21 protein-coding genes are annotated in these 21477 nt (G+C 61.7%); 8 read left to right on the top strand and 13 right to left on the bottom strand.

Annotated features, from left to right (window positions below; genetic code table 11):
• Window positions 1-646 precede the first annotated feature (646 nt).
• Both ASC85_RS19845 and mobA read right to left on the bottom strand, forming a co-directional pair.
• Complete coding sequence (locus ASC85_RS19845) at window positions 647-868, bottom strand: YgdI/YgdR family lipoprotein (protein WP_003199454.1); 222 nt, start codon at window positions 866-868, stop codon at window positions 647-649.
• A gap of 75 nt (window positions 869-943) precedes the next feature.
• Entirely contained in the window at window positions 944-1546 is a 603-nt protein-coding gene (gene mobA, locus ASC85_RS19850) for a molybdenum cofactor guanylyltransferase MobA (RefSeq protein WP_057451008.1), read from the bottom strand.
• Between the two features lie 78 nt (window positions 1547-1624).
• Between mobA and moaB the strand changes: the two genes are divergently transcribed.
• Together moaB and ASC85_RS19860 are read left to right on the top strand one after the other, a co-directional pair.
• Window positions 1625-2164 carry a molybdenum cofactor biosynthesis protein B gene (gene moaB, locus ASC85_RS19855; protein ID WP_003199458.1) on the top strand — a complete coding sequence of 180 codons (540 nt, stop codon included), beginning with the start codon at window positions 1625-1627 and terminating at the stop codon, window positions 2162-2164.
• A gap of 22 nt (window positions 2165-2186) precedes the next feature.
• A complete protein-coding gene (locus tag ASC85_RS19860) occupies window positions 2187-3374 on the top strand; it encodes a molybdopterin molybdotransferase MoeA (protein ID WP_162254881.1) in 1188 nt (395 codons plus the stop codon).
• 49 nt (window positions 3375-3423) lie between these two features.
• Here ASC85_RS19860 and ASC85_RS19865 read toward each other — a convergent pair whose 3' ends face one another.
• Window positions 3424-3708, bottom strand: a complete 285-nt coding sequence (locus tag ASC85_RS19865) for a hypothetical protein (protein WP_236712380.1) — start codon at window positions 3706-3708, stop codon at window positions 3424-3426.
• A gap of 368 nt (window positions 3709-4076) precedes the next feature.
• Here ASC85_RS19865 and yegS point away from each other — a divergent pair, with 368 nt between their 5' ends.
• Window positions 4077-4994 (top strand): lipid kinase YegS, encoded by a 918-nt coding sequence (yegS, locus tag ASC85_RS19870; protein WP_057451010.1) that lies wholly within the window; start codon window positions 4077-4079, stop codon window positions 4992-4994.
• Here yegS and ASC85_RS19875 read toward each other — a convergent pair.
• From ASC85_RS19875 to ASC85_RS19885, 3 genes are all read right to left on the bottom strand, one after another.
• Window positions 4978-5637, bottom strand: a complete 660-nt coding sequence (locus tag ASC85_RS19875; RefSeq protein WP_057451011.1) for a response regulator — start codon at window positions 5635-5637, stop codon at window positions 4978-4980. The two genes, yegS and ASC85_RS19875, sit on opposite strands and share 17 nt — an antisense overlap.
• Window positions 5634-6527, bottom strand: a complete 894-nt coding sequence (locus tag ASC85_RS19880) for a sensor histidine kinase (RefSeq protein WP_057451012.1) — start codon at window positions 6525-6527, stop codon at window positions 5634-5636. Before ASC85_RS19880 ends, ASC85_RS19875 begins: the two co-directional genes overlap by 4 nt.
• A 233-nt stretch (window positions 6528-6760) precedes the next feature.
• On the bottom strand, window positions 6761-7231 hold the full coding sequence (locus tag ASC85_RS19885) for a hypothetical protein (protein ID WP_057451013.1): 471 nt from the start codon (window positions 7229-7231) through the stop codon (window positions 6761-6763).
• Window positions 7232-7713: 482 nt separating this feature from the next.
• Between ASC85_RS19885 and ASC85_RS19890 the strand changes: the two genes are divergently transcribed.
• Together ASC85_RS19890 and ASC85_RS19895 are read left to right on the top strand one after the other, a co-directional pair.
• Window positions 7714-8637, top strand: coding sequence for a chemotaxis protein CheV (locus ASC85_RS19890; RefSeq protein WP_003183670.1), 924 nt, complete (start codon window positions 7714-7716; stop codon window positions 8635-8637).
• A gap of 71 nt (window positions 8638-8708) precedes the next feature.
• Window positions 8709-9518, top strand: a complete 810-nt coding sequence (locus ASC85_RS19895) for an MOSC domain-containing protein (RefSeq protein ID WP_057451014.1) — start codon at window positions 8709-8711, stop codon at window positions 9516-9518.
• Between the two features lie 84 nt (window positions 9519-9602).
• Here the strand turns inward: ASC85_RS19895 and ppnP are convergent, their stop codons facing one another.
• The 6 genes from ppnP to ASC85_RS19925 all read right to left on the bottom strand — a co-directional run bounded on the left by ppnP (window position 9603) and on the right by ASC85_RS19925 (window position 17454).
• Window positions 9603-9887 carry a pyrimidine/purine nucleoside phosphorylase gene (ppnP, locus tag ASC85_RS19900; RefSeq protein WP_057451015.1) on the bottom strand — a complete coding sequence of 95 codons (285 nt, stop codon included), beginning with the start codon at window positions 9885-9887 and terminating at the stop codon, window positions 9603-9605.
• A 93-nt stretch (window positions 9888-9980) separates the two neighbouring features.
• Window positions 9981-10523 (bottom strand): exonuclease domain-containing protein, encoded by a 543-nt coding sequence (locus tag ASC85_RS19905; RefSeq protein ID WP_057451016.1) that lies wholly within the window; start codon window positions 10521-10523, stop codon window positions 9981-9983.
• Window positions 10524-10585: 62 nt separating this feature from the next.
• Window positions 10586-12556 carry an acetyl/propionyl/methylcrotonyl-CoA carboxylase subunit alpha gene (locus ASC85_RS19910; RefSeq protein ID WP_057451017.1) on the bottom strand — a complete coding sequence of 657 codons (1971 nt, stop codon included), beginning with the start codon at window positions 12554-12556 and terminating at the stop codon, window positions 10586-10588.
• A gap of 136 nt (window positions 12557-12692) precedes the next feature.
• The gene (gene atuD, locus ASC85_RS19915) at window positions 12693-13850 is read right to left on the bottom strand and encodes a citronellyl-CoA dehydrogenase (protein ID WP_057451018.1); all 1158 of its coding nucleotides are present in this window, start codon (window positions 13848-13850) and stop codon (window positions 12693-12695) included.
• A gap of 33 nt (window positions 13851-13883) precedes the next feature.
• On the bottom strand, window positions 13884-15500 hold the full coding sequence (gene atuC, locus ASC85_RS19920) for a geranyl-CoA carboxylase subunit beta (protein WP_057451019.1): 1617 nt from the start codon (window positions 15498-15500) through the stop codon (window positions 13884-13886).
• Between the two features lie 121 nt (window positions 15501-15621).
• Window positions 15622-17454: an acyclic terpene utilization AtuA family protein gene (locus ASC85_RS19925; protein WP_057451020.1), complete on the bottom strand. Its 1833-nt coding sequence runs from the start codon at window positions 17452-17454 to the stop codon at window positions 15622-15624.
• A 180-nt stretch (window positions 17455-17634) separates the two neighbouring features.
• On the opposite strand from ASC85_RS19925, the gene ASC85_RS19930 reads away from it, so the two are divergent.
• The 3 genes from ASC85_RS19930 (at window position 17635) to ASC85_RS19940 (ending at window position 20238) form a co-directional block, all read left to right on the top strand.
• A complete protein-coding gene (locus ASC85_RS19930) occupies window positions 17635-18261 on the top strand; it encodes a TetR/AcrR family transcriptional regulator (RefSeq protein ID WP_057451021.1) in 627 nt (208 codons plus the stop codon).
• 116 nt (window positions 18262-18377) lie between these two features.
• Window positions 18378-19154 (top strand): substrate-binding periplasmic protein, encoded by a 777-nt coding sequence (locus ASC85_RS19935; protein WP_057451037.1) that lies wholly within the window; start codon window positions 18378-18380, stop codon window positions 19152-19154.
• Between the two features lie 70 nt (window positions 19155-19224).
• Window positions 19225-20238, top strand: a complete 1014-nt coding sequence (locus tag ASC85_RS19940) for a GNAT family N-acetyltransferase (RefSeq protein WP_057451022.1) — start codon at window positions 19225-19227, stop codon at window positions 20236-20238.
• Between the two features lie 465 nt (window positions 20239-20703).
• Here ASC85_RS19940 and ASC85_RS19945 read toward each other — a convergent pair whose 3' ends face one another.
• Entirely contained in the window at window positions 20704-21252 is a 549-nt protein-coding gene (locus tag ASC85_RS19945) for an RNA polymerase factor sigma-70 (RefSeq protein ID WP_003199492.1), read from the bottom strand.
• Window positions 21253-21477: the final 225 nt, after the last annotated feature.

Genomic DNA, 21477 nt, shown 5'->3' on the forward strand with positions numbered 1-21477 from the left:
GGGCCCAGCGCGGCTATCCCGGCATCCATGCCGGGATGCCCACTACGCAATGCCTGCGTTCGGCCAGCGTGGTTTAACGGGGCGTCCAGATCAAGATCAAGATCCAAAGCAAAGCAAGAGCGCGGCGCGTCCAGCATCTGTGTGGCTGAGCCACCGTTATCGCGAGCAGGCTCGCACACATGGGGCTGTGGGTATTCACAACATCAGCACACGACACAAAAACCTGTGGGAGCGAGCTTGCTCGCGATGACATAGGCACATCCAACATCATCACAAACTGACTCTCCGCCTTCGCGAGCAAGCCCGCTCCCACAGGAGAAACGCGGTCCCACCCAGAATCAGGTCGGCTATAAGGCCGCCTCGCGGTGGACGTTGATCTCGGCGCCCCGTTAACCACGCTGGCCGAACGCAGGCATTGTGGAGTGGGCATCCCGGCAGCGAGGTGCCGAGTGGTGGGGCAGAAGCGTTTTGCTTACTTTTGCGCTCTTCAAAAGTGAGCCGCTGTAAGAGCGGAACCATAAGCCGCCGTTACCAAAAAAACGGATATACACCCAAAACCAAGCCCAAAACCAAGCCCCAAAAAAAACGGCGCCTCCCTCTTCAGGAAGCACCGTTTTTTAGCGACATCGGGCAGCAGCGTTACAGATTACAAATCCTTAACGGTACGAACCTGATCCTTGTTCACGCGAGTCTGCTTGCCATCCAGTTGCTCGAATTCGTAGAAGCCGCTTTCTTCATCGTAATGTGGGGTATCGACGGCCTGGATTTCGCGACCGTCATTCAAGGTGATCACTGTTGGCGAAGCGCACCCGGCAAGGGTGGCGAGGCCCAGAGCGAGCATGAACGTGGCGAGGGTCCGTTGTGTCATGGTGTTTCTCCGAAATGGATTCTTCAAGTTACTGACCTTCAGACGTATACATCGCGCGCAAGTTCCTGGCTAGTGTCAATCTGACACGCCTTTGTGTTGGGCCAGTAGTTCTGGGGTGTTCAGATTTGCCAGTCGGGGATCGTCGGCAGGGCATTGCAATGCAACCGCGTGCAATGCGCGCATGATACGACCGGGGCTGCGCTCGCCTTCGCGCCAGGCTTGTTCGAAGCTTGATGCCAGGGCCAGCGGGATGACACACAGCAGCGGCTCCCAATGCTCGCCGTGCCGCACCATCAGCGGCTTGTCGGGGTGCTGGCTGGCAGTCTTGCGCATGTTGTCGAGCAGGCTCGAGTCGATTTGCGGTACGTCGCACGGTAGCACCAGCAAATACGGATGCTTCGCAGCCTTGAGGCCTGCCCGGATGCCTGCCAGCGGCCCGGGAAAGTCGCCTTCCTCGTCATGCACCAACTGATCGGCATACATCGCATAATGTTGCGGGTTGCGGTTGCAGGAGATGATCAGGTCATCGCTCATGGCCCGGGTCTGGCGATGCAGATGGGCAATCAGCGGTTCGCCCTGCCACGGCACCAGGCCTTTGTCCTGGCCGCCCATGCGTTGTCCGCGCCCGCCCGCCAAGAGCAGGATGGAGCAGGGTGGCAGTGACGTATTCGAGGTCATGGCGTGTCTCCGCACGGGCGAAAAAATGAAGCGCTGTGATATAACACCGGGCTGTTTCCTCCACAACTGGACGAGCCTATGAAAGCCAAGGCTGATGTACCTTTCGTGCCGCTCAATATCGCGGTACTGACTGTCAGTGATACCCGTACCCTGGAAACCGATACGTCCGGGCAGCTCTTCGTCGATCGGCTCACGGCGGCCGGCCACAACCTGGCGGAGCGGGTCCTGCTCAAAGATGATTTGTACAAGATCCGGGCGCAAGTCGCGACCTGGATTGCCGAGGACGTGGTGCAGGTGGTGCTGATCACCGGCGGCACCGGTTTCACGGGGCGTGACAGCACGCCGGAAGCCGTCACGTGCCTGCTGGACAAGCAGGTCGATGGTTTTGGCGAGTTGTTCCGACAGATATCCGTGGCCGACATCGGCACTTCCACCGTGCAGTCCCGCGCGCTGGCAGGCCTGGCCAATGGCACGCTGGTGTGTTGCCTGCCGGGTTCGACCAACGCGGTGCGTACCGGATGGGATGGCATCCTGGGCGAACAACTGGATGTGCGGCATCGGCCGTGCAACTTCGTGGCTCATTTGAAACAGGCAGCGCCTTGTGAATCCCGTGGGTAAACCGGGCAAGGCCGGCGCCTTGATGGCCGTTGAGGTCGCGTTGGAGCGACTGCTCGAGATGGCGGCGGCCACGCCGATTGTCCAGCGCGAGCATTTGCCTTTGGCCGCGGCGCTAGGGCGAGTGCTCGCCGAGGATCTGGTGTCGACCCTTGATTTGCCGCCATGGCCCAACAGCGCCATGGACGGTTATGCCTTGCGGTTGGCTGATTGGAACGGCGAGCCGCTGAAGGTCAGCCAGCGGATTTTTGCCGGGCAGGCTCCAGAGCCGCTGGCCATTGGCACGTGTGCGCGGATCTTCACCGGGGCGCCAGTCCCTGCTGGCGCCGATTGCGTCGAGATGCAGGAAAATGCCGTGGTTGAAGACGACCAGCGGGTGCGGTTTACCGAGCCTATGGTCAGCGGACAGAACATTCGCCCCCAGGGGCAGGAGACCACCGTCGGCGAGCAGGTGCTCTCTGCCGGTACTCGCCTGGGGCCGATCGAGCTGGGGCTGGCGGCCTCCTTGGGCTGTGCATCGCTGGACGTGGTGCGCAAAGTCCGCGTCGCAGTCCTGTCCACGGGGGATGAACTGGTCGAACCCGGTCAGGCCTTGGGCCCAGGCCAGATCTATAACAGCAACCGCGTGCTGCTGTGTGGCTGGCTGCAACGCATGGGTTGTGAGGTGATTGACGCGGGTATCCTGCCCGACGACCTATCGGCCACCCGCGAGCGCCTGGCACAGTTGTCTGATGTCGATCTGATCCTGTCCACCGGTGGAGTATCGGTGGGGGAGGCGGACTTCCTGGGCATCGCCTTGCGCGAGGACGGCGAGCTGGCGCTATGGAAACTCGCCATAAAGCCGGGTAAGCCGCTGACGTTCGGGCATTACCGTGGCGTGCCGGTCATAGGCCTGCCTGGAAACCCTGCCTCGACCCTCGTGACTTTCGCACTGCTGGCGCGGCCCTACCTGCTAAGACGCCAGGGCGTTCAGTCGGTGGCGCCGCTCAAGTTCAAGGTGCCGGCCGGTTTCGCCTGGCCGAAGGCAGGCAGTCGACGAGAATACTTGCGAGGCCGCATGGAGAATGGTCGAGCGATCATCTATCGGAATCAAAGCTCGGGTGTCCTGCGCAGCGCCGCCTGGGCCGAAGGGCTGGTCGAAGTGCTCGAGGGGCGGACGCTGGTGGAGGGCGATGAAGTGGGTTTCATTCCCTTGAGCGAAGTCCTGGGCTAGCACTGTGGCAGGTGTTCTGCGGCCCGAGTCGGATCCTCGGGCCTCACCTTCATCGTGTGAGCAGCATCACTACCTGATCGAATCGATTGTTCGCAATCCAGCCCAGCAGGCCGAGCACCACCGCTGCAGCGCCAGCCGAATAGGCCAGCCTGTGGCGGATCACCTTTACGTCGGTGCGAATTTCATCCATGTCTTTGCGGATGTATTTGAGGTGGGTTTCCAGTTCAACGACGCGCGGTTCCAAATCAATTCCTCCAACGGGATTACTGCAACTTTTGCATTCGTTCTGAGTATCGGCCCGCCCGCTTCCAAGGGGCGCGCGCTGCTGGGGCATCAGTTTGTATTCACGGTTATGCATGGGACGGTTCATCCCCTTGGCCATAACTGTTCGAACGACTGATCCGGCCCCAGTGGGCCGTGACGTATCCATCCATGGGTAAGTGCTTCCTTGTGTGATGAGGGTTTTAGCGTTCCAGCAAAACAGAAGGCCAAGGTGTCTCAATACCGCTAGAGGGTCAATTGAGCTGATTCGCCAGATCTTGTAAGAAAACTCTTCGAATCAAGACGTCCCGGTCGAACGAGCTGCCCTGCGGGTCTTCTCCCAAGGGCAAGCCTGCTTTTTTTAATAAGTTGAGATGTTTCGGGCTTTTTCGCTCGAATGAGCGGTCCCATTTCCTGAACCTTCCAATGACGGAGACAACGATGAGCAAAGGCAAGGCGCTGTTGATTTTGCATGGCAAGCAAGCGCTCAACGAAGAGGTTCGCACGGCAGTGATGCGCAAGCGTGAGCAGGGCTGGGACCTGGCGGTACGGTTGACCTGGGAGGCCGGTGATGCCCAACGATGCGTCGATGAGGCGCTGGAGGCCGGTTATACGCGACTGATCGCCGGCGGCGGTGATGGGACCTTGCGTGATATCGCCGAAGCGATCGTCCTCCATTCGAGTGATGCCAGCCTGGTACTGCTGCCGCTGGGCACTGCCAACGACTTCGCCCGGGCGGCCGGTGTTCCGTTGGAGCCTGCGCAGGCCCTGGATTTGCTCGACGTTGCGCCGCAGGCTGTGGATGTGGGTGAAGTCTGCGGCCGGATTTTCCTGAACATGGCCACCGGCGGTTTTGGCAGCCAGGTGACGGCGAACACTTCCGAGGACCTCAAGAAAGTCCTGGGAGGCGCGGCCTACCTGTTCACCGGCCTTTCACGATTCAGTGAGCTGAGTGCCGCCTATGGTGAGTTGCAAGGCCCTGATTTCCACTGGCAGGGCGATTTGCTCGCGCTGGGTATCGGCAATGGCCGCCAGGCAGGGGGTGGCCACGTGCTGTGCCCGGAGGCGTTGGCCAATGATGGGTTGCTGGACATCAGCATCTTGCCGGCGCCTCAGGAGGTGGTCAGTACGTTGAAGGACTTGCTGGCGGGTGGCCTGGGCATCGACAACATGTTTATCCGCGCGCGCTTGCCATGGGTGGAGATCAAGGTCGCGCAAGGCCTGGATATCAATCTCGATGGCGAGCCGTTGCAGGTTGACGCCCTGCGTTTCACTGTCCGCCCAAAAGCGCTGCGCGTGCACCTGCCGTCCGATTCGCCGCTGTTGGGCGGCGCGACGACGCTCAATCGTCCAGGCTGATGATTTGTTCACGTACCGCGAACAGCACAAGGCCGGCCACGTCATGGATCTGCAGGCGCTTCATGATTTGCGCCCGGTGGGTTTCCACGGTCTTGATGCTCAGGTTCAAGCCGTTGGCTATTTCCCGGGTGGACTTGCCGCGCACGATCAGCCGCAGTATTTCCAGCTGGCGTGCCGTCAGGTTATGGGCCCGGGCAGGGTCCGACTGATGCTTCTGGACGCGGGTCAGCGCCTGGTTGATCACGGTATGGGCGATGGCCGGGCTCAGATAGCGTTCGTTGTTGCGCAGCGCCTCCAAGGCGTGTTTCAGCTCATTGGCGGTGGTGTCCTTGAGCAGGTAGCCGTGGGCGCCGGATTCCAGCGCCTGCATGATCAGCGCCGGATCCGTATGCATGGACAGGATCAGTACCTTGCTGTGGGGGCGTGCCCGCTTGAGCTGTTGCAAGGCGTCCAGGCCGCAGGTGTCCTTCATGGAAATGTCCAGCAGCACGATATCGGGGTTCAGCCGTTCGACCAGTTCGAGCAATTGCGTGCCATCACTGGCTTCGCCAATGACGGCATAACCCGGGATATCCATGACCAGCGCGCGTACGCCGGCCCTGATCAGGGAGTGGTCATCTACCAGAAGCAAATTACAAATCAAAGGAAAACCTTATTCTTACTGGCTCGTTCCAGGGCTCGCGGTGCCCAGGGGAAGCGTGCTTCGATGTGCGTGCCTTTTCCGGCCTCGCTGATGACCTTGAGGGTGCCGCCCAATTGTTCGACCCGCTCCAACATGCCGGCCATGCCCCGTTGACCTTCGCGAGCGGGGTGGGTGGCCGGGATAAACCCCTGGCCATCGTCGCTGATCAGCAGGGTCAGGCCGTCAGGCAGGCGTTGCAAGCGTACCAGCAGATTTGTCGCCCGGGCATGACGCAAGATGTTGGTGACCGCTTCCTGGGTGATCCGGAACACCGCGACCGACATTTCCTCCGGGATGCCAGCCATGCGCTGTTGGCAATCGAGGCTCCACTTCACCGGGGCATTGGCCAGCGTCTTGAGCAGGTGCGCCCGCAGGCTTGCCTCCAGTCCGAGGCTGGTCAGTTGCCGGGGGTTGAGGATCGCCGATACGTCGCGGACCTTGTTGAGGGTTTCGTCCAGGGTCTCGCAGAGTAGCGCGCATTGGCCTTGCAGTTCTTCCGGCATCCGCCGCTTGAGCCATTCGCCTTGCAGTTTCGCCGCGGTCAGCAGCTGGCCAATGTCGTCGTGCAATTCGCGGCTGAGGCGATGGCGCTCGTTTTCCTGGACTTCAAGCAACCGGTCAGCCAGTTCCTGAGGCTGGAACTTGATGGATTTGCGTGACAATCGATGGTGGATCCAGACACAGGTCATGGCCGCGACATTCAGTACCAGCAGGCTCAACGGCACCGTAGCGGCGAACAGGTAGGCCAGCAGGCAGCCGACGGCCGAGCAAATGCACAGTAATAATGTGAAGCGACGGGCGTTTTCTCGGGAGGGAGGCCAGGTGATGAGTGACTTGAGGCTGGCGTACATAGCGGATGGAGCCAATGAATGTTCGCTGCGGGCTGGCCGGTCAGCGCATCTGACAGGCCCGGTCGGGTAAACGTTTCAGGTCGAAGGCAGCTTCGGTCGGCGGCTTTTACGGCGCTGTCTTGAAGTGGCTGACGCGCGAGATAGTACCACTTCACCCATCGTTGGTCGCGCTCGCCATGGCGCGGTGTAAGCGCTACGTACCAGGCACGCGGCACTGAGCCGGCATCATCGTCTCAGGCTTGTTTCTGGGAATAGGGTACCAACGCCAGCGAACGTGACGCTGCCGATGCCTGGTCGGGGCACTGGCCCACCTGGAAAGCGAACGCCTCGATCAACAAGGTCTGTTCACTGCTGTCCAGGCCCAACTGGCCGGTGGTGTGATCGACCAGTTCCAATTGCCAGGCCATCAGGGTCAAGCAATCCTTCAGGGCGTCCAAGGCCTGGTCATGCAACTCCATGTGGTTTTGCGCGTGATTGAGCAAGCCATGGATATGCAGTGAAAACTCCGAAAGGGCTTCCAGCGCCAGGGCATTGGCCTTGTTCGACAGTTTCAGCAAGGTGCTGAGCATGCAATCGATGGCGTCCTTGTCGTTGTTGATCAATTGCAGATGGCTCAGGCATTCCTCCGACTTGGCCAACAGCGTCTCGGCCTCGATCAGAAGCTCGGGAAGACGCTGACTCCAGTTCCTACGATCGTTCGGCATGCTTATCTCCACAACATCATGTCAGGCGAAAGGAAACCGCTTATGGCGAACGGCTGGATCTCAAGGTCGACCGCGGTCGGACGCACAGCGACACGTCCATGCCGTTTAGCGAAAGTGAATTCGCAAACAATTGCATGGGTGGGATCGGCCGAAAGGCTGGAGGCCCGATGTCCTGTGGTCGCGCACAAAAGCCTGACTCCGTTCAGCAATGAGAATGGCGTCACATTAATGGCTATTGGATAACGGGAATATCAGGTTGGACCTGATTGTGCCTAGGGGAATCCCTTAGGCAGGGGAACTTTGCACGCAAACCAGGGTCGCGCGGCAGAGAAAAATTGCAGATGAAGTCATGAAGCCAGTAAAGCATGATGTTAATGTGACATCAATGCCCCGCGCTTGTATTTTATCCGGGGGTCAAGATTCGGCTCGTGCAGCCGATATCTCATTCATTGGATTCATCCGAACAAGCCCAGGAGTCATCGATGGCCGGCATTCTCGACACAGTAGATCAACGAACCCAACTGGTGGGTGAGAATCGCCTGGAAATTCTCATGTTCCGCCTGGCGGGTCGACAGTTGTTCGCCATTAACGTGTTCAAGGTCCAGGAAGTGCTGCAACTGCCGAAACTGACCCTGATGCCACAGCGCCATCCGTTCGTGTGCGGCGTGGTCAATCTGCGGGGCCAGACGTTGCCGGTGATCGACCTGTCCCAGGCCATTGGCATGCGTCCGCTGGTGCCGGGCCCCAACAGCACCATTATCGTGACTGAATACAACCGCTCGGTTCAGGCATTTCTGGTGGGCGGCGTCGACCGCATCGTCAACATGAACTGGGAAGCCATCCTGCCACCGCCGACCAGCGCTGGCCGTGAGCACTACCTGACGGCCATCAGCAAGGTGGACGATCAGTTGGTGGAAATCATCGACGTGGAAAAAGTCCTGGCCGAAATCGTGCCGTACAACGCCAAGGTCTCCCGGGACAAGCTCGAAGACCCGGTGCTGGAGCGCGCCCGTGGTCGCGAAGTGCTGCTGGTGGACGACTCCAACGTCGCGCTCTCGCAACTGCGCGATACCCTGGGGCAACTGGGCGTGAAAATGCACATCGCCAGCGACGGCCTAAAAGCCCTGAACATGCTCAAGGCCTGGGCCGATACCGGCGAGGTGATGACCGATAAATTGCTGATGATCTTCACCGACGCGGAAATGCCGGAAATGGACGGCTACCGGCTGACCACTGAAATCCGCAACGACCCGCGCTTGCGTGGGCTCTATGTCGTACTGCACACCTCGCTGTCCGGCAGCTTCAACGATTCGATGGTCAAGAAGGTCGGTTGCGACAACTTCCTGTCCAAATTCCAGCCGGACAAGCTGGTCGATGTGGTGCGCCAGCGGCTGATGCTCGACTGAAGCCGATGGTGGTTTGCTTCAATGGCCGGCTCGTATAAGGTGGCATTTTTTCGCCACCAGGGAAGTTGACCATGTTGCGGCTGAGCGCGCTGTATCGGTATCCGTTGAAGTCCGGCAAGGGCCAGCCCTTGCAAGGGATCGGCCTGGACAAACTGGGGCTGGACGGTGACCGGCGCTGGATGCTGGTGGATGAGGGCACGGGGCGTTTCCTGACTCAGCGCGCCGTGGCGAAGATGAGCCAGCTCTCAGCCTTGTGGAACGAAGCAGGCGGCCTGACGCTCAGCGCGCCGGGCCATGGCGCCATCGATGTGCCGCTACCGCCCGTGGTGGAAGAACAGCGGCGCGGGGTGATCATCTGGCGTGACACCTTGCGTGTGCCGGATGCCGGCGACGAGGCCGCGGCCTGGGTCAGCGAATTCATCGGCAATCCTACCCGCCTGGTGCATGTGCCGGTGGATCTGGCGCGTACCACTGCCGCCGGTTACGGCAAGGATGACGACAAGGTCGCCTTTGCCGATGGTTTCCCCCTGCTGCTGATTGGCCAGGCGTCCTTGCAGGACCTGTCGAACCGGGTCGGTCGTTCGCTGGAAATGTTGCGCTTTCGCCCCAACCTGGTGGTGGAGGGCGGCGAGGCGTTTGCCGAGGACGGCTGGAAGCGCATTCGTATCGGCGAGGTTGAGTTCCGGCTGGTCAAGCCATGCTCACGTTGCATCATGACCACGGTCGATCCGCAAACCGGCGAACGCGATCCGAATCGCGAACCCTTTGCCACGTTGCAGCAATACCGTTCGACACCGGACGGTGCGATGTTCGGTCAGAACCTGGTCAACGACAGCAACGGCCGGCTTGAAGTCGGCATGCCGGTTGAAGTGCTCGAATAAAAAGATCCGTAAACAAAAATGCCCGTGTCACTGGACACGGGCATTTTTGTTTATCACGCAACCGCTTTTGTGATGAGGGCAGGCTTAGCCGCGGTACTCACACAGGTAAGCGGTATCGACGGCCACTTTTAGCTGGAACTTGCTGTTGGCCGGGACATTGAACTGGCTGCCAGCCTCGAAGGTTTCCCAGTCGGTGCTGTCCGGCAGCTTCACGGTCAGCGCGCCGGAGACCACGTGTATGATTTCCCGTTGGGCCGTGCCGAACTCATATTCGCCCGGTGCCATGACGCCGATGGTCGCAGGGCCTTCGGCAGTGCCAAAAGCGATCGACTTGACGGTGCCGTCGAAGTACTCGTTGACTTTAAACATGGGCGATTCCTCGAAAAAGGGGCTGAAAAAGGCCGGCCAGTATGCACAAGGCTGCAACATTCGTCATCTGCCGCACTGGGAGGTGGCTGCCGCTCAACCCGGAAGCACCAGGGGCAACAACCGCGCGGTATTGCGGGCATCTTCCAGCGCACGGTGCTGTTGACCGCAGAATTGCAGGCCAGCCAGTTGCAGCGCGCCATTGAGCCCCAGCGGTCGCTCCAGCCGACGGGCCTTGGCGAAGCGTTGCTTGAGGTTCATGTGCGGCACCTGGCCGAGGACGCTGTGCAACTGCTGGTGCTGCCATTCCTGAAGCAGTTGCTTGCGGTCGTAATCGCCCCAACTGACCCAGCTTTCCAGCTTCGACTGATACGGCGCCAGCCAGCGCTCGAACGCCGGCCAGACCTCGGTCAAGGGCGCGGCACTGTCGATATTGGCCTGGGTGATGTGGGTCAGTTCGCGACAGAAGGGCGTGAGCAGCGGTCGCCTCAGGGGCCGCACGAAGCGCTGGAAATGATCCACTTCGCGGCCGTCACGATTCACCAGCGTGGCGCCGATTTCGATAATTTCCATTTCGGTTACCGGCCAGCCACCTTCATCGGTGGTGGCCTCCAGATCAATCACCAGCCAGTGAGGCATTGCAGGGTTCCCGGTATCGGCGTGCTGATGGGTTTGAGCGTAGTCAAACCCTCGGCATCCGACTAGTGGGCTGTTTCAACGTGCAACAAAACCTGGCGTTTTTTCACCTGGTCACCCCGCGAGACCTGCAATTGCCTGACCACGCCGTCGACGCCGGCCTTGAGTGGGTGCTCCATTTTCATGGCCTCAAGCACCATGAGCAGTTGGCCTTGGCGCACCGTGCTGCCTTCGCGGACCAACAGTTCGACAATGGCGCCGTCCATTGGCGCCCTGAGCGTGCCGTCGCTGGGGCTGGCCTTGGCGGCGATGGGGGCCAGGGTCCGATCTTGCAGGTGCAGGCCGCCAGGGCGGGTGAACAGCCAGAGATCGTTGCCATCGAGGCGCCACGCGTGCCGCCGGCGAATCCCATCGATCGCCAGTGTTGCGCCATGGGGAGCAGCGTCGAGCAGCCTCAGTTCGATCACGCGCCCGGCACTGCGGATGTTGAGTGTGCCGTCGATTTCGGCCTCCAGGCCCAGCGTCCAGTCGTGCTCCCCGACGCCGATCCGGTAGTGCAGCGCCGCGCCGATGCTGTTGCGCCATCCGCCCAGGCCCGGAGCATGCCGTGCTTGCGAGGCCAGATAAAACGCCGCCGTGGCGATGGCGAGTTGTTCGGCGGAGGGCTCGAGGGACCGGAGCGCCGCATGATCGGCAAAGTGCTGCCCGATGAATCCGTTGCCGAAGTCACCGTCGATGAACCGCGGGTGTGCCAGCAACCCGGCGAGCAATCGCTGGTTGCTCTGCACGCCAAGCAATACGCAATCTTCCACCGCTCGCAACAATTTGCGTCGGGCCTCCTCGCGAGTGGCACCGTGGACGATGAGCTTGCCCAGCATCGAATCGTAGAACGGGGTGATGGCTTGCCCCTCCAGCAGGCCATGGTCGATTCGCACGCCGTCCCGTATGGGCGGCTCCCAACCGATCAACTGTCCGGTCTGAGGCAGGAAATCGGCCGCCGGGTCCTCGGCGTACAGCCGCACTTGCATGGCATGGCCGCTGAGCGTCACCTGCTCCTGGCGCAGGGGCAGCGGCCTGCCGGCGGCGACGTCCAATTGCCAGGCCACCAGATCCAGGCCGGTGATCAACTCGGTGACCGGGTGTTCGACCTGCAGGCGCGTGTTCATCTCCAGGAAGTAAAACCGACCGTCCGCCGCGAGCAGGAACTCCACGGTCCCGGCCCCGACATAATTCACTGCGCGTCCGGCCTTGAGTGCCGCGTCGCCCATGGCCTGGCGCAGGTCGGCGGTCATGACCGGGCAGGGCGCCTCCTCGATGATTTTCTGGTGGCGCCGCTGGATCGAGCAGTCCCGTTCGCCCAGGTGGATCAGTTGACCGTGATGGTCGCCGAAGATCTGTACTTCCACATGCCGCGGATCGATCAGGGCCTGTTCGAGGATCAACTCGTCGCTGCCAAAACCGTGCAGGGCCTCCGAGCGCGCGCTGCGCAACTGCTCCAGCAGGTCGTCGGCCCTCTGGACCAGGCGCATGCCTCGGCCCCCGCCACCGGCGCTGGCCTTGATCATCAACGGGTAGCCGATGCGCCCGGCTTCGCGCCGCAGCGTGTCGTCGTCCTGGGCGGCGCCCTGGTAACCGGCGATGCAGGGAACGCCGGCTTCAATCATGCCGATTTTTGCCCGGCGCTTGCTGCCCATCAGGTCGATGGCCTCGGGGCTGGGGCCGATGAACACGATGCCGGTGGCTTCGCAGGCCTTGGCGAACCCGGCATTTTCCGAAAGAAAGCCGTAGCCGGGATGGATCGCATCGGCCCCGCAGCGCCGGGCTGCATCGAGAATCGCCGAGGGGTTGAGGTAGGACTGCTGCACCGGGGCCGGGCCGATCAGCACGGCTTCATCGGCCATGCGCACGTGCAGCGCCTCGGCGTCGGCCTCGCTGAACACCGCCACCGTGCGATAGCCCAGGGCCTGGGCGGTGCGCTGGATCCGGCAGGCGATTTCGCCACGGTTGGCGATGAGGATTTTGCTGAAGGCGGGCATGGGGTTCATTCCTGGAGTCTTGCGGTGTCTGGTTGGGCCTCATCGCGAGCAAGCTTTGCTCCCACAATGCCCAGTGAGTGCATTCACCTGTGGGAGCAAAGCTTGCTCGCGATGGCGGTCTGGGCAGGCGATGTACTCAGTTTTTCTTCCCCGGCAAAATCCCCATGAGCTTGCAGATGATGCCCAGCATGATCTCGTCCGCACCGGCACCGATGGACACCAGCCGCACGTCGCGATAGGCCCGGGCGATCGGGTTGTCCCACATGAAGCCCATGCCGCCCCAGTACTGCAGGCAACTGTCGGTGGTTTCCCGGGCCAGGCGTCCGGCCTTGAGCTTGGCCATCGACGCCAGCCGCGTGACATCCTGGCCGTTGATGTACTGCTCGGTGGCCTGGTAGACCAGCGCCCGCAGGCATTCGATCTCGCTGGCCAGTTCCGCCAGGCGAAAGTGGATCACCTGGTTGTCGATCAGGGCCGTGCCGAAGGTCTTGCGTTCCTTGCAGTACGCGATGGTGCTGTCGATGCAATGCTCCAAGCCCTTGAGCATGTTGGCCGCGCCGAACAGGCGTTCTTCCTGGAACTGCAGCATCTGCATCATGAACCCGGCGCCTTCCTGGCCGATGCGATTGCGTTGTGGCACCCGCACGTCGTCGAAAAACACTTGGGCGGTTTCCGAGCTGCGCATGCCGAGTTTGTCCAGGTGCTGGCCGAGGCTGATGCCGGGGCTGTGCATCGGGACCATGATCAGCGATTTGTTGACGTGGGGCTTGTCATCCGAGGTGTTGGCCAGCAGGCAAATGAAATCGGCGCTGGGTGCATTGGTGATCCACATCTTGCTGCCGTTGATGACGTAGTCGTCGCCGTCCTTGCGCGCCGTGGTCTTGAGGCCGGCGACGTCGGAGCCGGCGCCGACCTCCGAGACGCCGATGCAGCCCACCTGTTCGCCGCGGATGGCCGGGCGCAGGAACGCTTCACGCAACTCATCGGAGCCGAAGCGGGCCAGGGCCGGGGTGCACATGTCGGTCTGGACGCCGATGGACATGGGCACGCCGCCGCAATGAATGGTGCCGAATTCCTCGGCCGCGACGATCGAATAGCTGTAGTCCAGGCCCATGCCGCCGAAGGCAACCGGTTTGGAAATGCCCAGCAGGCCCAGCTCGCCGGCCTTGCGGAAAACCTCGTGGATGGGGAAGCGCCCGGCCTTCTCCCATTCGTCGACGTAAGGGTTGATGTCATGCTCGACAAACTGGCGAACGGTGCGCCGCAGTGCTTCGTGTTCCTGGGTGAAGATCATTTTTAGTGTTCTCCTGTGAGCCTTGGAGCGTCCTCAGAAACGGGCCACGCCGAAGCTGTTGGCTTGCAGTGGCCGCTGCTCGGCCTCGTGACAGATGTCCAGCAGGTAGCCCAGCAGTGTGCGGGTGTCGCGCGGGTCGATGAGCCCGTCGTCCCACAGGCTGGCGCTGCCGTAGAGAGCGGTGGACTGGCTGTCGAGTTTCTGCGCGGTGGTTTGCTCGAGCAGGTCCAGCATCTTCGGGTCGGGGGTCAGGCCGTTCTTGATCTGAGTGGCCTCGGTGACCATGCGCAGGACCTTGCCGGCCTGGGCGCCGCCCATCACCGCCGTATGGCTGTTGGGCCAGGCGAAGATGAAGCGTGGGTCCAGCCCACGGCCGCACATGGCGTAATTGCCGGCGCCGTAGGAGCCGCCCACCACGACGGTCAGCTTGGGCACTCGGGCATTGGCCACGGCCTGGATCATCTTGGCGCCGTGCTTGATCACCCCTTGTCGCTCCGACTCGGTGCCGACCATGAACCCGGTGGTGTTGTGCAAAAACAGCAACGGCGTGCGGCTCTGGTCGCACAACTGGATGAACTGCGCGGCCTTGCTGGCACCTTGGGGCGTGATCGGTCCGTTGTTGCCGATCAGGCCGCAGGCGTGGCCGCGAATGTGCAAGTGGCCGCAAATCGTCTGGGCGTCGAACTCGCTTTTGAAGGCCAGGAAATTCGAGCCGTCGGCGATGCGGGCGATGATTTCCTGCACGTCATAGGGCTTCTTCGGGTCGTCGGGGACCAGTCCCAATAATTCGTCGGTGGGGTAGAGCGGCTCCGTCCACGTCCGTTCGGGCAGTGGCGGCAGTTGCGCATTCCAGGGCAGCAGGCTGAGGATCTCCCGGGCCAGGCGCACGCCGTCGGCGTCGTTCTCGGCCAGGTATTCGGCGGTGCCGGCCACCTGTGCGTGCATCTGCGCACCGCCCAGTTCCTCCTCACTGGCCACTTCGCCGGTCGCGGCCTTGAGCAGCGGCGGCCCGGCCAGGAACAGCCGCGCCTTGTCGCGCACCACCACCACGTAATCCGACAACCCTGGCTGATAAGCCCCGCCTGCGGTGGCCGAGCCATGCACCACGGTGATCTGTGGCAGGCCCATGGCCGACATGCGTGCCTGGTTGGCGAAGCAGCGCGCGCCTTCGACGAAAATCTGCGCCGCGTAATTGAGATTGGCGCCACCGCTTTCGGCGAGGGTGATGACCGGCAGTTTGTTTTCCATGGCGATCTGTTGCAGGCGCAGGGTCTTGTACAAGCCGCTGGGGGAAATCGTGCCGCCCTTGATTGCGCTGTTGTTGGCCACCACCAGCACCCGCATCCCGGACACATAGCCGATCCCGGCGATCAACCCACCGCCGGCCTGGCTGCCGTCCTTGTCGTCATGGAGTTTGTAGCCGGCCAGGCTCGCCAGTTCGAGGAACGGCGCGCCAGGGTCCAGCAGCAGGTTCAGGCGCTGGCGCGGCAACAGTTGGCCGCGCTGGTCGAACTTGTCCTGGGCCTGGGCGGCTTTCTCCAGCACGGCCTGTTCGAGCTGGCGCAGTTGTTCGACACCGGCCAGCATCGCCGCGTGGTTGCGCGTGAAGTCAGCGCTGTGGGGATCAAGATGCGATTCGATGATTGGCATGCAAACTCCTCCAGTAGATCGCACTCCTCTGTAGGAGCTGCCGAAGGCTGCGATCTTTTGATCTTGATCTTTCGCTTGCGACTCAATTGTCCGGGACAAGATCGCAGCCTCGTTGCACTCGTCAGCTCCTACGGGTCAGGCATGCATCAGGGTGGTGTGGGGAGGCGTTGACCTGATCGGCAATGTGTTGCGGCACCGGAATCTGAATCTCCAGCAACTGCTGGGCGAACGCCTTGCCCTGGGGATCGATGCGCAGGCTGGCGACACCGCCGCCGCCGAGGGCGTTTTCCAGCAGGAAATTCAAACTGTGGGTGCCCGGCAGGTACCAGCGTTCGACCCGGCCCAAGCGCGGGTCGAGCACATGGCTCATCCAGTCGACCATCACCTCCGGCGTCAGTGCTTCGGCGATCCAGGGCAGGTATTCGGGTTCCCGGGCGATCACGCCAATGTTGCTGTGGTTGCCCTTGTCGCCGGAGCGCGCCACCGCCAGTTTGATCAACGGCACGCTGGCATCGGCCCGGCCCTGGGGTTTGGGCAGGTCCGGGGCGACGGGCAGATTGACGGTGTGCAGCGGTTCGAAAGCGGGCAGGGGGCAAGGGTGACGCTGGCCGTCGAGTTCGATGTCGAGCCGGCAAGTGGCTTTGTCGATCAGGAACGAGAACAGGCGAATCAACGGCGACACCGTCGGCCGGCCACCGACCAGCCCCGTCAGCCCCGGCGCCATGCCGGTGGCGGCTTGGGCGATCTCCCTGGAAAACAGCACCAGCGGCTGTTTGTCCGGGTGCCGAACCGCCAGCTTGATCACCACCTCACGGCTGTCCCGGCGCTGGCCGTGCTGGCCGTAAGTGGCTTCGCTGCCCAGCAGTTCGATGTTCACTTCACTGTAGGGCGCCCAGCCACGCTGGCTGAACCTCTGTGAGGTCTTGGCGACAATTGCCTGGCTGACCCGTTCAGCCTTGGCCACCGCGTCAATACCGGCGATCAGGCAGGTGGCGGTGCAGCGCCAGCCGTCCGGCCAGGTGGCGCTGACCTTGTATTGATCGGTGGGCGGCAAGCCCTTGGCGCCGTGGACGCGCACGGCGTGCTTGCCTTGCTGGATCAACCTGACCTGGCTGAAATCACAGATCACGTCCGGCAATAGATAGCCTTGCGGGTCGCCGATTTCGTAGAGCAACTGCTCGCCGACTGTCAATGGCGTGACCAATCCGCCGCTGCCTTCGGTTTTGGTAACCGTGAACTGGCCGTCGGCGCTGACCTCGACGATGGGAAAGCCGATGTGCTCGTAATCCGGCACTTGCTGCCAGTCGGTGAAGTTGCCGCCCGTGCACTGGGCGCCGCACTCGATCAGGTGTCCGGCCAGTGCGGCCTGGGCCAATCGGTCGTAATCGTCCCAGGCCCAGCCGAATTCATGCACCAGGGCGGCGCTGACCACGGCGCTGTCCACCACGCGGCCGGTGATCACGATATCGGCCCCCAGGCGCAACGCCTCGACGATGCCGGGCGCGCCAAGGTAGGCGTTGATGGACACACACGCGGGCGGAAGGGGCTCGCCACTGAACATTTCACGGATGCCCTGGGCGGCGAGTCGATCGAATTGCGGTTGCAGGTCATCGCCCAGCAGCACGGCGATCTTCAACGGCACGCCCGCCTGATCGCAGGCCGCTTGCAGGGCCTTCGCACAGGCCTGGGGGTTGACCCCGCCGGCGTTGCTGATGACACGGATGCCGTGGTCATGCAAATGCCGTAGCAGCGGTGTGAGGACCTCGATGAAGTCCGTGGCATAGCCGCTTGAAGAATCCTTCAGGCGCGCCCCGGCCATGATCGACATCGTCACCTCGGCCAAGTAGTCGAACACCAGGTAATCCAGCGCCCCGCCCTCGACCAGTTGCGCCGCCGCAGTACAGGTATCGCCCCAGAAGGCGCTGGCGCAACCGATACGGATCGTTTTTGGCATGGCGTTCCCTCCGGCAAAGGTGGTTCGAGACTACCAAGCAAGCGCTTGGTTTGTAAACGACCGCTGGTTCTTCTGGCCGAGCGCTTGCTTGGCTGCCTCGGTCAGCTTAAATTGCCCGCGCCACTGATGGTTTGGTGTGCAATGCTCGCGCGTGGGTTGATCGACTGTAGGAGAGAATGGGTGGACGAGCAAAAAGCCCTGGGCGTGATGCGGGAGCTGGTCGACAACGGGCAACTGACCGACCCGGACAGTGCTCGCGGCAAACTGCTCCAGACCGCCGCCCACCTGTTTCGCAACAAAGGCTTCGAGCGCACCACGGTGCGTGACCTGGCCAGTGCCGTGGGCATTCAGTCGGGCAGCATCTTTCACCATTTCAAGAGCAAGGACGAAATCCTGCGGGCGGTGATGGAAGAAACCATCCGCTACAACACCGCATTGATGCGCGCCGCCCTGGCCGAGGCCGACAGTGTGCGTGAGCGGGTATTGGCGCTGATCCGCTGCGAATTGCAGTCGATCATGGGCGGCACCGGCGAGGCCATGGCGGTGCTGGTCTATGAGTGGCGTTCGCTATCGCAGGACGGGCAGCGGCACGTGCTGGCCCTGCGTGATATTTATGAAGACTTGTGGCTCGAGGTCCTGGGCCAGGCCAAGCAGGCCGGGTATATTCGTGGGGACGTATTCATTACCCGGCGGTTCCTCACGGGAGCGTTGTCCTGGACCACCACCTGGTTTCGCGCCGAAGGCAGCCTGAGCCTCGATGAGCTGGCCGAGCAAGCCCTGATCCTTGTGCTTGAAGAAAAACAATAATCGAGCAATGCCTTGAATGACCGTGTGACTGGCTAAGTGGCTGAAACCGCCTAGCTTGATTGTTATTGATGGGGACTTTTGGGGAGTGGGTTATCTTGACGTTTTCGCCGATGGGGATGACCTCGCGTCTGGTGCTGGCTGCTCTGGCCGTTTTCCTGGCGTTGCCGACCGAGGCCGCGCAACTGGTACGGATCGGCGCGGCGCATTTTCCGCCTTATACCGTTCGTCCCGAGAACGGCGCCGACACCGGCCTGCTGCCGCAAATGGTGGAGGCCTTGAACCAGGCGCAAACCGACTATCAGTTCGTGCTGGTGCCGACATCGATCCCGCGCCGCTTCAATGATTTCAAGCAGGGTCGGGTCGACATGGCGATCTTCGAGAACCCGGCCTGGGGCTGGCAGGACGTCCCGCATAGCTCGGTGGACATGGGCCTGGAGGATGCGGAAGTCTTCGTCGCCCAGCGCCAGCCGGATCGACAGCAAAGTTATTTCGCCGATCTCAGGGGCAAGCGCCTGGCACTGTTCAGCGGTTATCACTATGCCTTTGCCGAATTCAACGCCGATCCCAAGTTCCTTACCGGCCAATACAACGCCACGTTGACGTATTCACATGACAGCAACCTGCAGATGGTCTTGCGCGGGCGCGCGGATATCGCCCTGGTAACCCGCTCGTACCTCAACGATTACGTGTTGCGCAACTCCGAAGTCGGCCCGCAATTGCTGGTGTCTGAACGCATCGATCAGGTTTACCACCACTACGCGTTGATCCGTCCGCAAGCGCCCATTTCTAGTGAGGTGTTTGCACAGTTGCTGCAGATGTTGCGGGATAACGGTCAGTTGCTGAAGATTTTCCAGCCCTACCAGATTCATCTGGTGCCCATGCATACCCATTGAATGCGCCACTAAATTTCCCTTCCTGGCTCACGTCCCACGTTGACTACCGACGAATACGCGAGCCCCTTCCATGTCCAACCTCAACCACCCGACGACGTTGCCCTTGCCCGGCGGCCGTCGCCTCGGCGCCGATGAAACCGAACGCCACCTGAGCCTGATGCTCGAAGGTGCGCCGCTGATCCGGCTGCGCCTTGCGCGCGGTCCCGAGTTGCACGTGCACTTGCAGGAAATCAACGATCGACCGGTGGGCCCGGCGCTGTGGGCGGCCTGCTATTGGCTGTTTGCTCGCGACCCCGACTGCCAGCGCCTGACCTGGCACCTCGACGAGCGCCCCGGCGAAGCCTTGCTCAGCGGTTTGTTGACAGCCACTGAACGTGCCGGTGAATACATTTGCGAGCGCACGATGTTCTGGCAATTGCCGCAGCCCTGGCTGGGAGTGTCGTTCAACGGCAGTTACCCACAACACATGATCATCACCGATGGCCAACGCCATCCACGCCGGCCCATCAAGCCCCGTGGCGAGGTGTACCGGCGTTTCGATGCGCGGCTGGGCGCCTGGGTGTCCTTGCGCACCTTGGAAATCGAGCAGGACCTTACGCGCTTCAACCGCTGGCAGAACAGCCCGCGGGTGGCGAGCTTCTGGCAGGAGGAGGGCAGCCTGGAACAGCATCGCGAGTACCTGGGCAAGCTGCAGGCCGATCCCCGGGTCTTGACCCTGATCGGCTGCTTCGATGACCAGCCGTTCGCTTATTTCGAAGCCTATTGGGCCAAGGAAGATCGGATCGCGCCGTTCTATGACGCCGGCAACTACGATCGCGGCATCCACATGCTGGTGGGCGAAGAGCAACACCGGGGGCCGCACAAGGTGGCCAGTTGGCTGTCGGCGCTGGTGCACTACCTGTTCCTGGACGATCCGCGCACCCAGCGCGTGGTCGCCGAGCCCCGGGCCGACAATGCCCGGATGATCGGGCACCTGCACAACCAGTGCTTCCATTGTGAAAAGGAATTCGATTTCCCCCACAAGCGCGCGGCGCTGATGATCCTGGGGCGTGAGCGGTTTTTTGATCGGTGTGGGTTGATGTAAGGTTTGACATGGGGCAGGTGGTGGTCATCAGGCCGCCATCGCGGGCAAGCCTTGCTCCCACAGGCTCCGGGCTTCACACACTATTTGCCCGCCAGAAAAACCAGTGGGAGCAAGGCTGCTCCCACAGGCCCCGGGCTTCACACACTATTTGCCCGCCAGAAAAACCAGTGGGAGCAAGGCTGCTCCCACAGGCTCCGGGCTTCACACACTATTTGCCCGCCAGAAAAACCAGTGGGAGCAAGGCTGCTCCCACAGGCTCCGGGCTTCACACACTATTTGCCTGCCAGAAAAACCAGTGGGAGCAAGGCTGCTCCCACAGGTTCCGGGCTTCACACACTATTTGCCCGCCAGAAAAACCAGTGGGAGCAAGGCTTGCTCCCACTGGCTCCGGCTTCACACACTATTTGCCTGCCAGAAAAACCTGTGGGAGCAAGGCTTGCCCGCGATGGGGCCGGAACTGACATATCACCGCCGGGCGAAGGTATCCCCCCGGACCCCCGACACCTTGCGGCAATGCACCAGGGCATCGCGGATCATGAAGTTCACCAGGGTCGGCGAGACGCCCAGCTCCTTGGCGATGTCCTTCTGCGGCACGCCATGCAGGCGATACATCTCGAAGGCATAGCGGGTGCGGCTGGGCAGTTCGGTCAGCGCGTCGGCGATGTGCTCCAACGTGGAAAAGTTGATATGGGAGGTTTCTGGCGAAGCACCCTGGATCACCACGTTCAACCCTTCCTCTTCCGGCCCCGAGTATTTCAGTTCCAGCGCCTGCTTGCGGTAGTGGTCGATCGCCAGATTGCGCACGATCTGGAACAGATAGCTGAGCTGCGCCTTGAACGAGGAGGTGATCTGGGGCGCCGATTGCAGCCGGAAAAACGCGTCCTGCACCACATCTTCGGCACGAGATCGGCAGCCGGTAATGCGTGCCGCGATCTTGACCAGAATCAATCGGTTGTCCACGAATGCCTGGAGTAACGGTGAGTCGCACCTGCTTGTGGATACTTGTTCCGTCATGGAATTCACCTTGCTGCAAAAAGTTAGCAGGACGTCCGGATGCCGCACTCGTCCTGCACATCGAGCGCCAAATTAGGCTTAATGATAATGATTGTCAATTGAGAAGAAGAATTATTGATGGTGTGGCGTCCAGCCTCGGTGCTGCGACCCATTGCCGCGGCGCATGGCTGTCGGATGCTTCGGCGCGATGCTCGATGAGTAGGCTCCTCGACTAATTATTTGTCC

The sequence above is a fragment of the Pseudomonas sp. Root401 genome (assembly GCF_001425105.1).
In the GTDB taxonomy this organism is placed as follows: Bacteria; Pseudomonadota; Gammaproteobacteria; order Pseudomonadales; family Pseudomonadaceae; genus Aquipseudomonas; species Aquipseudomonas brassicacearum.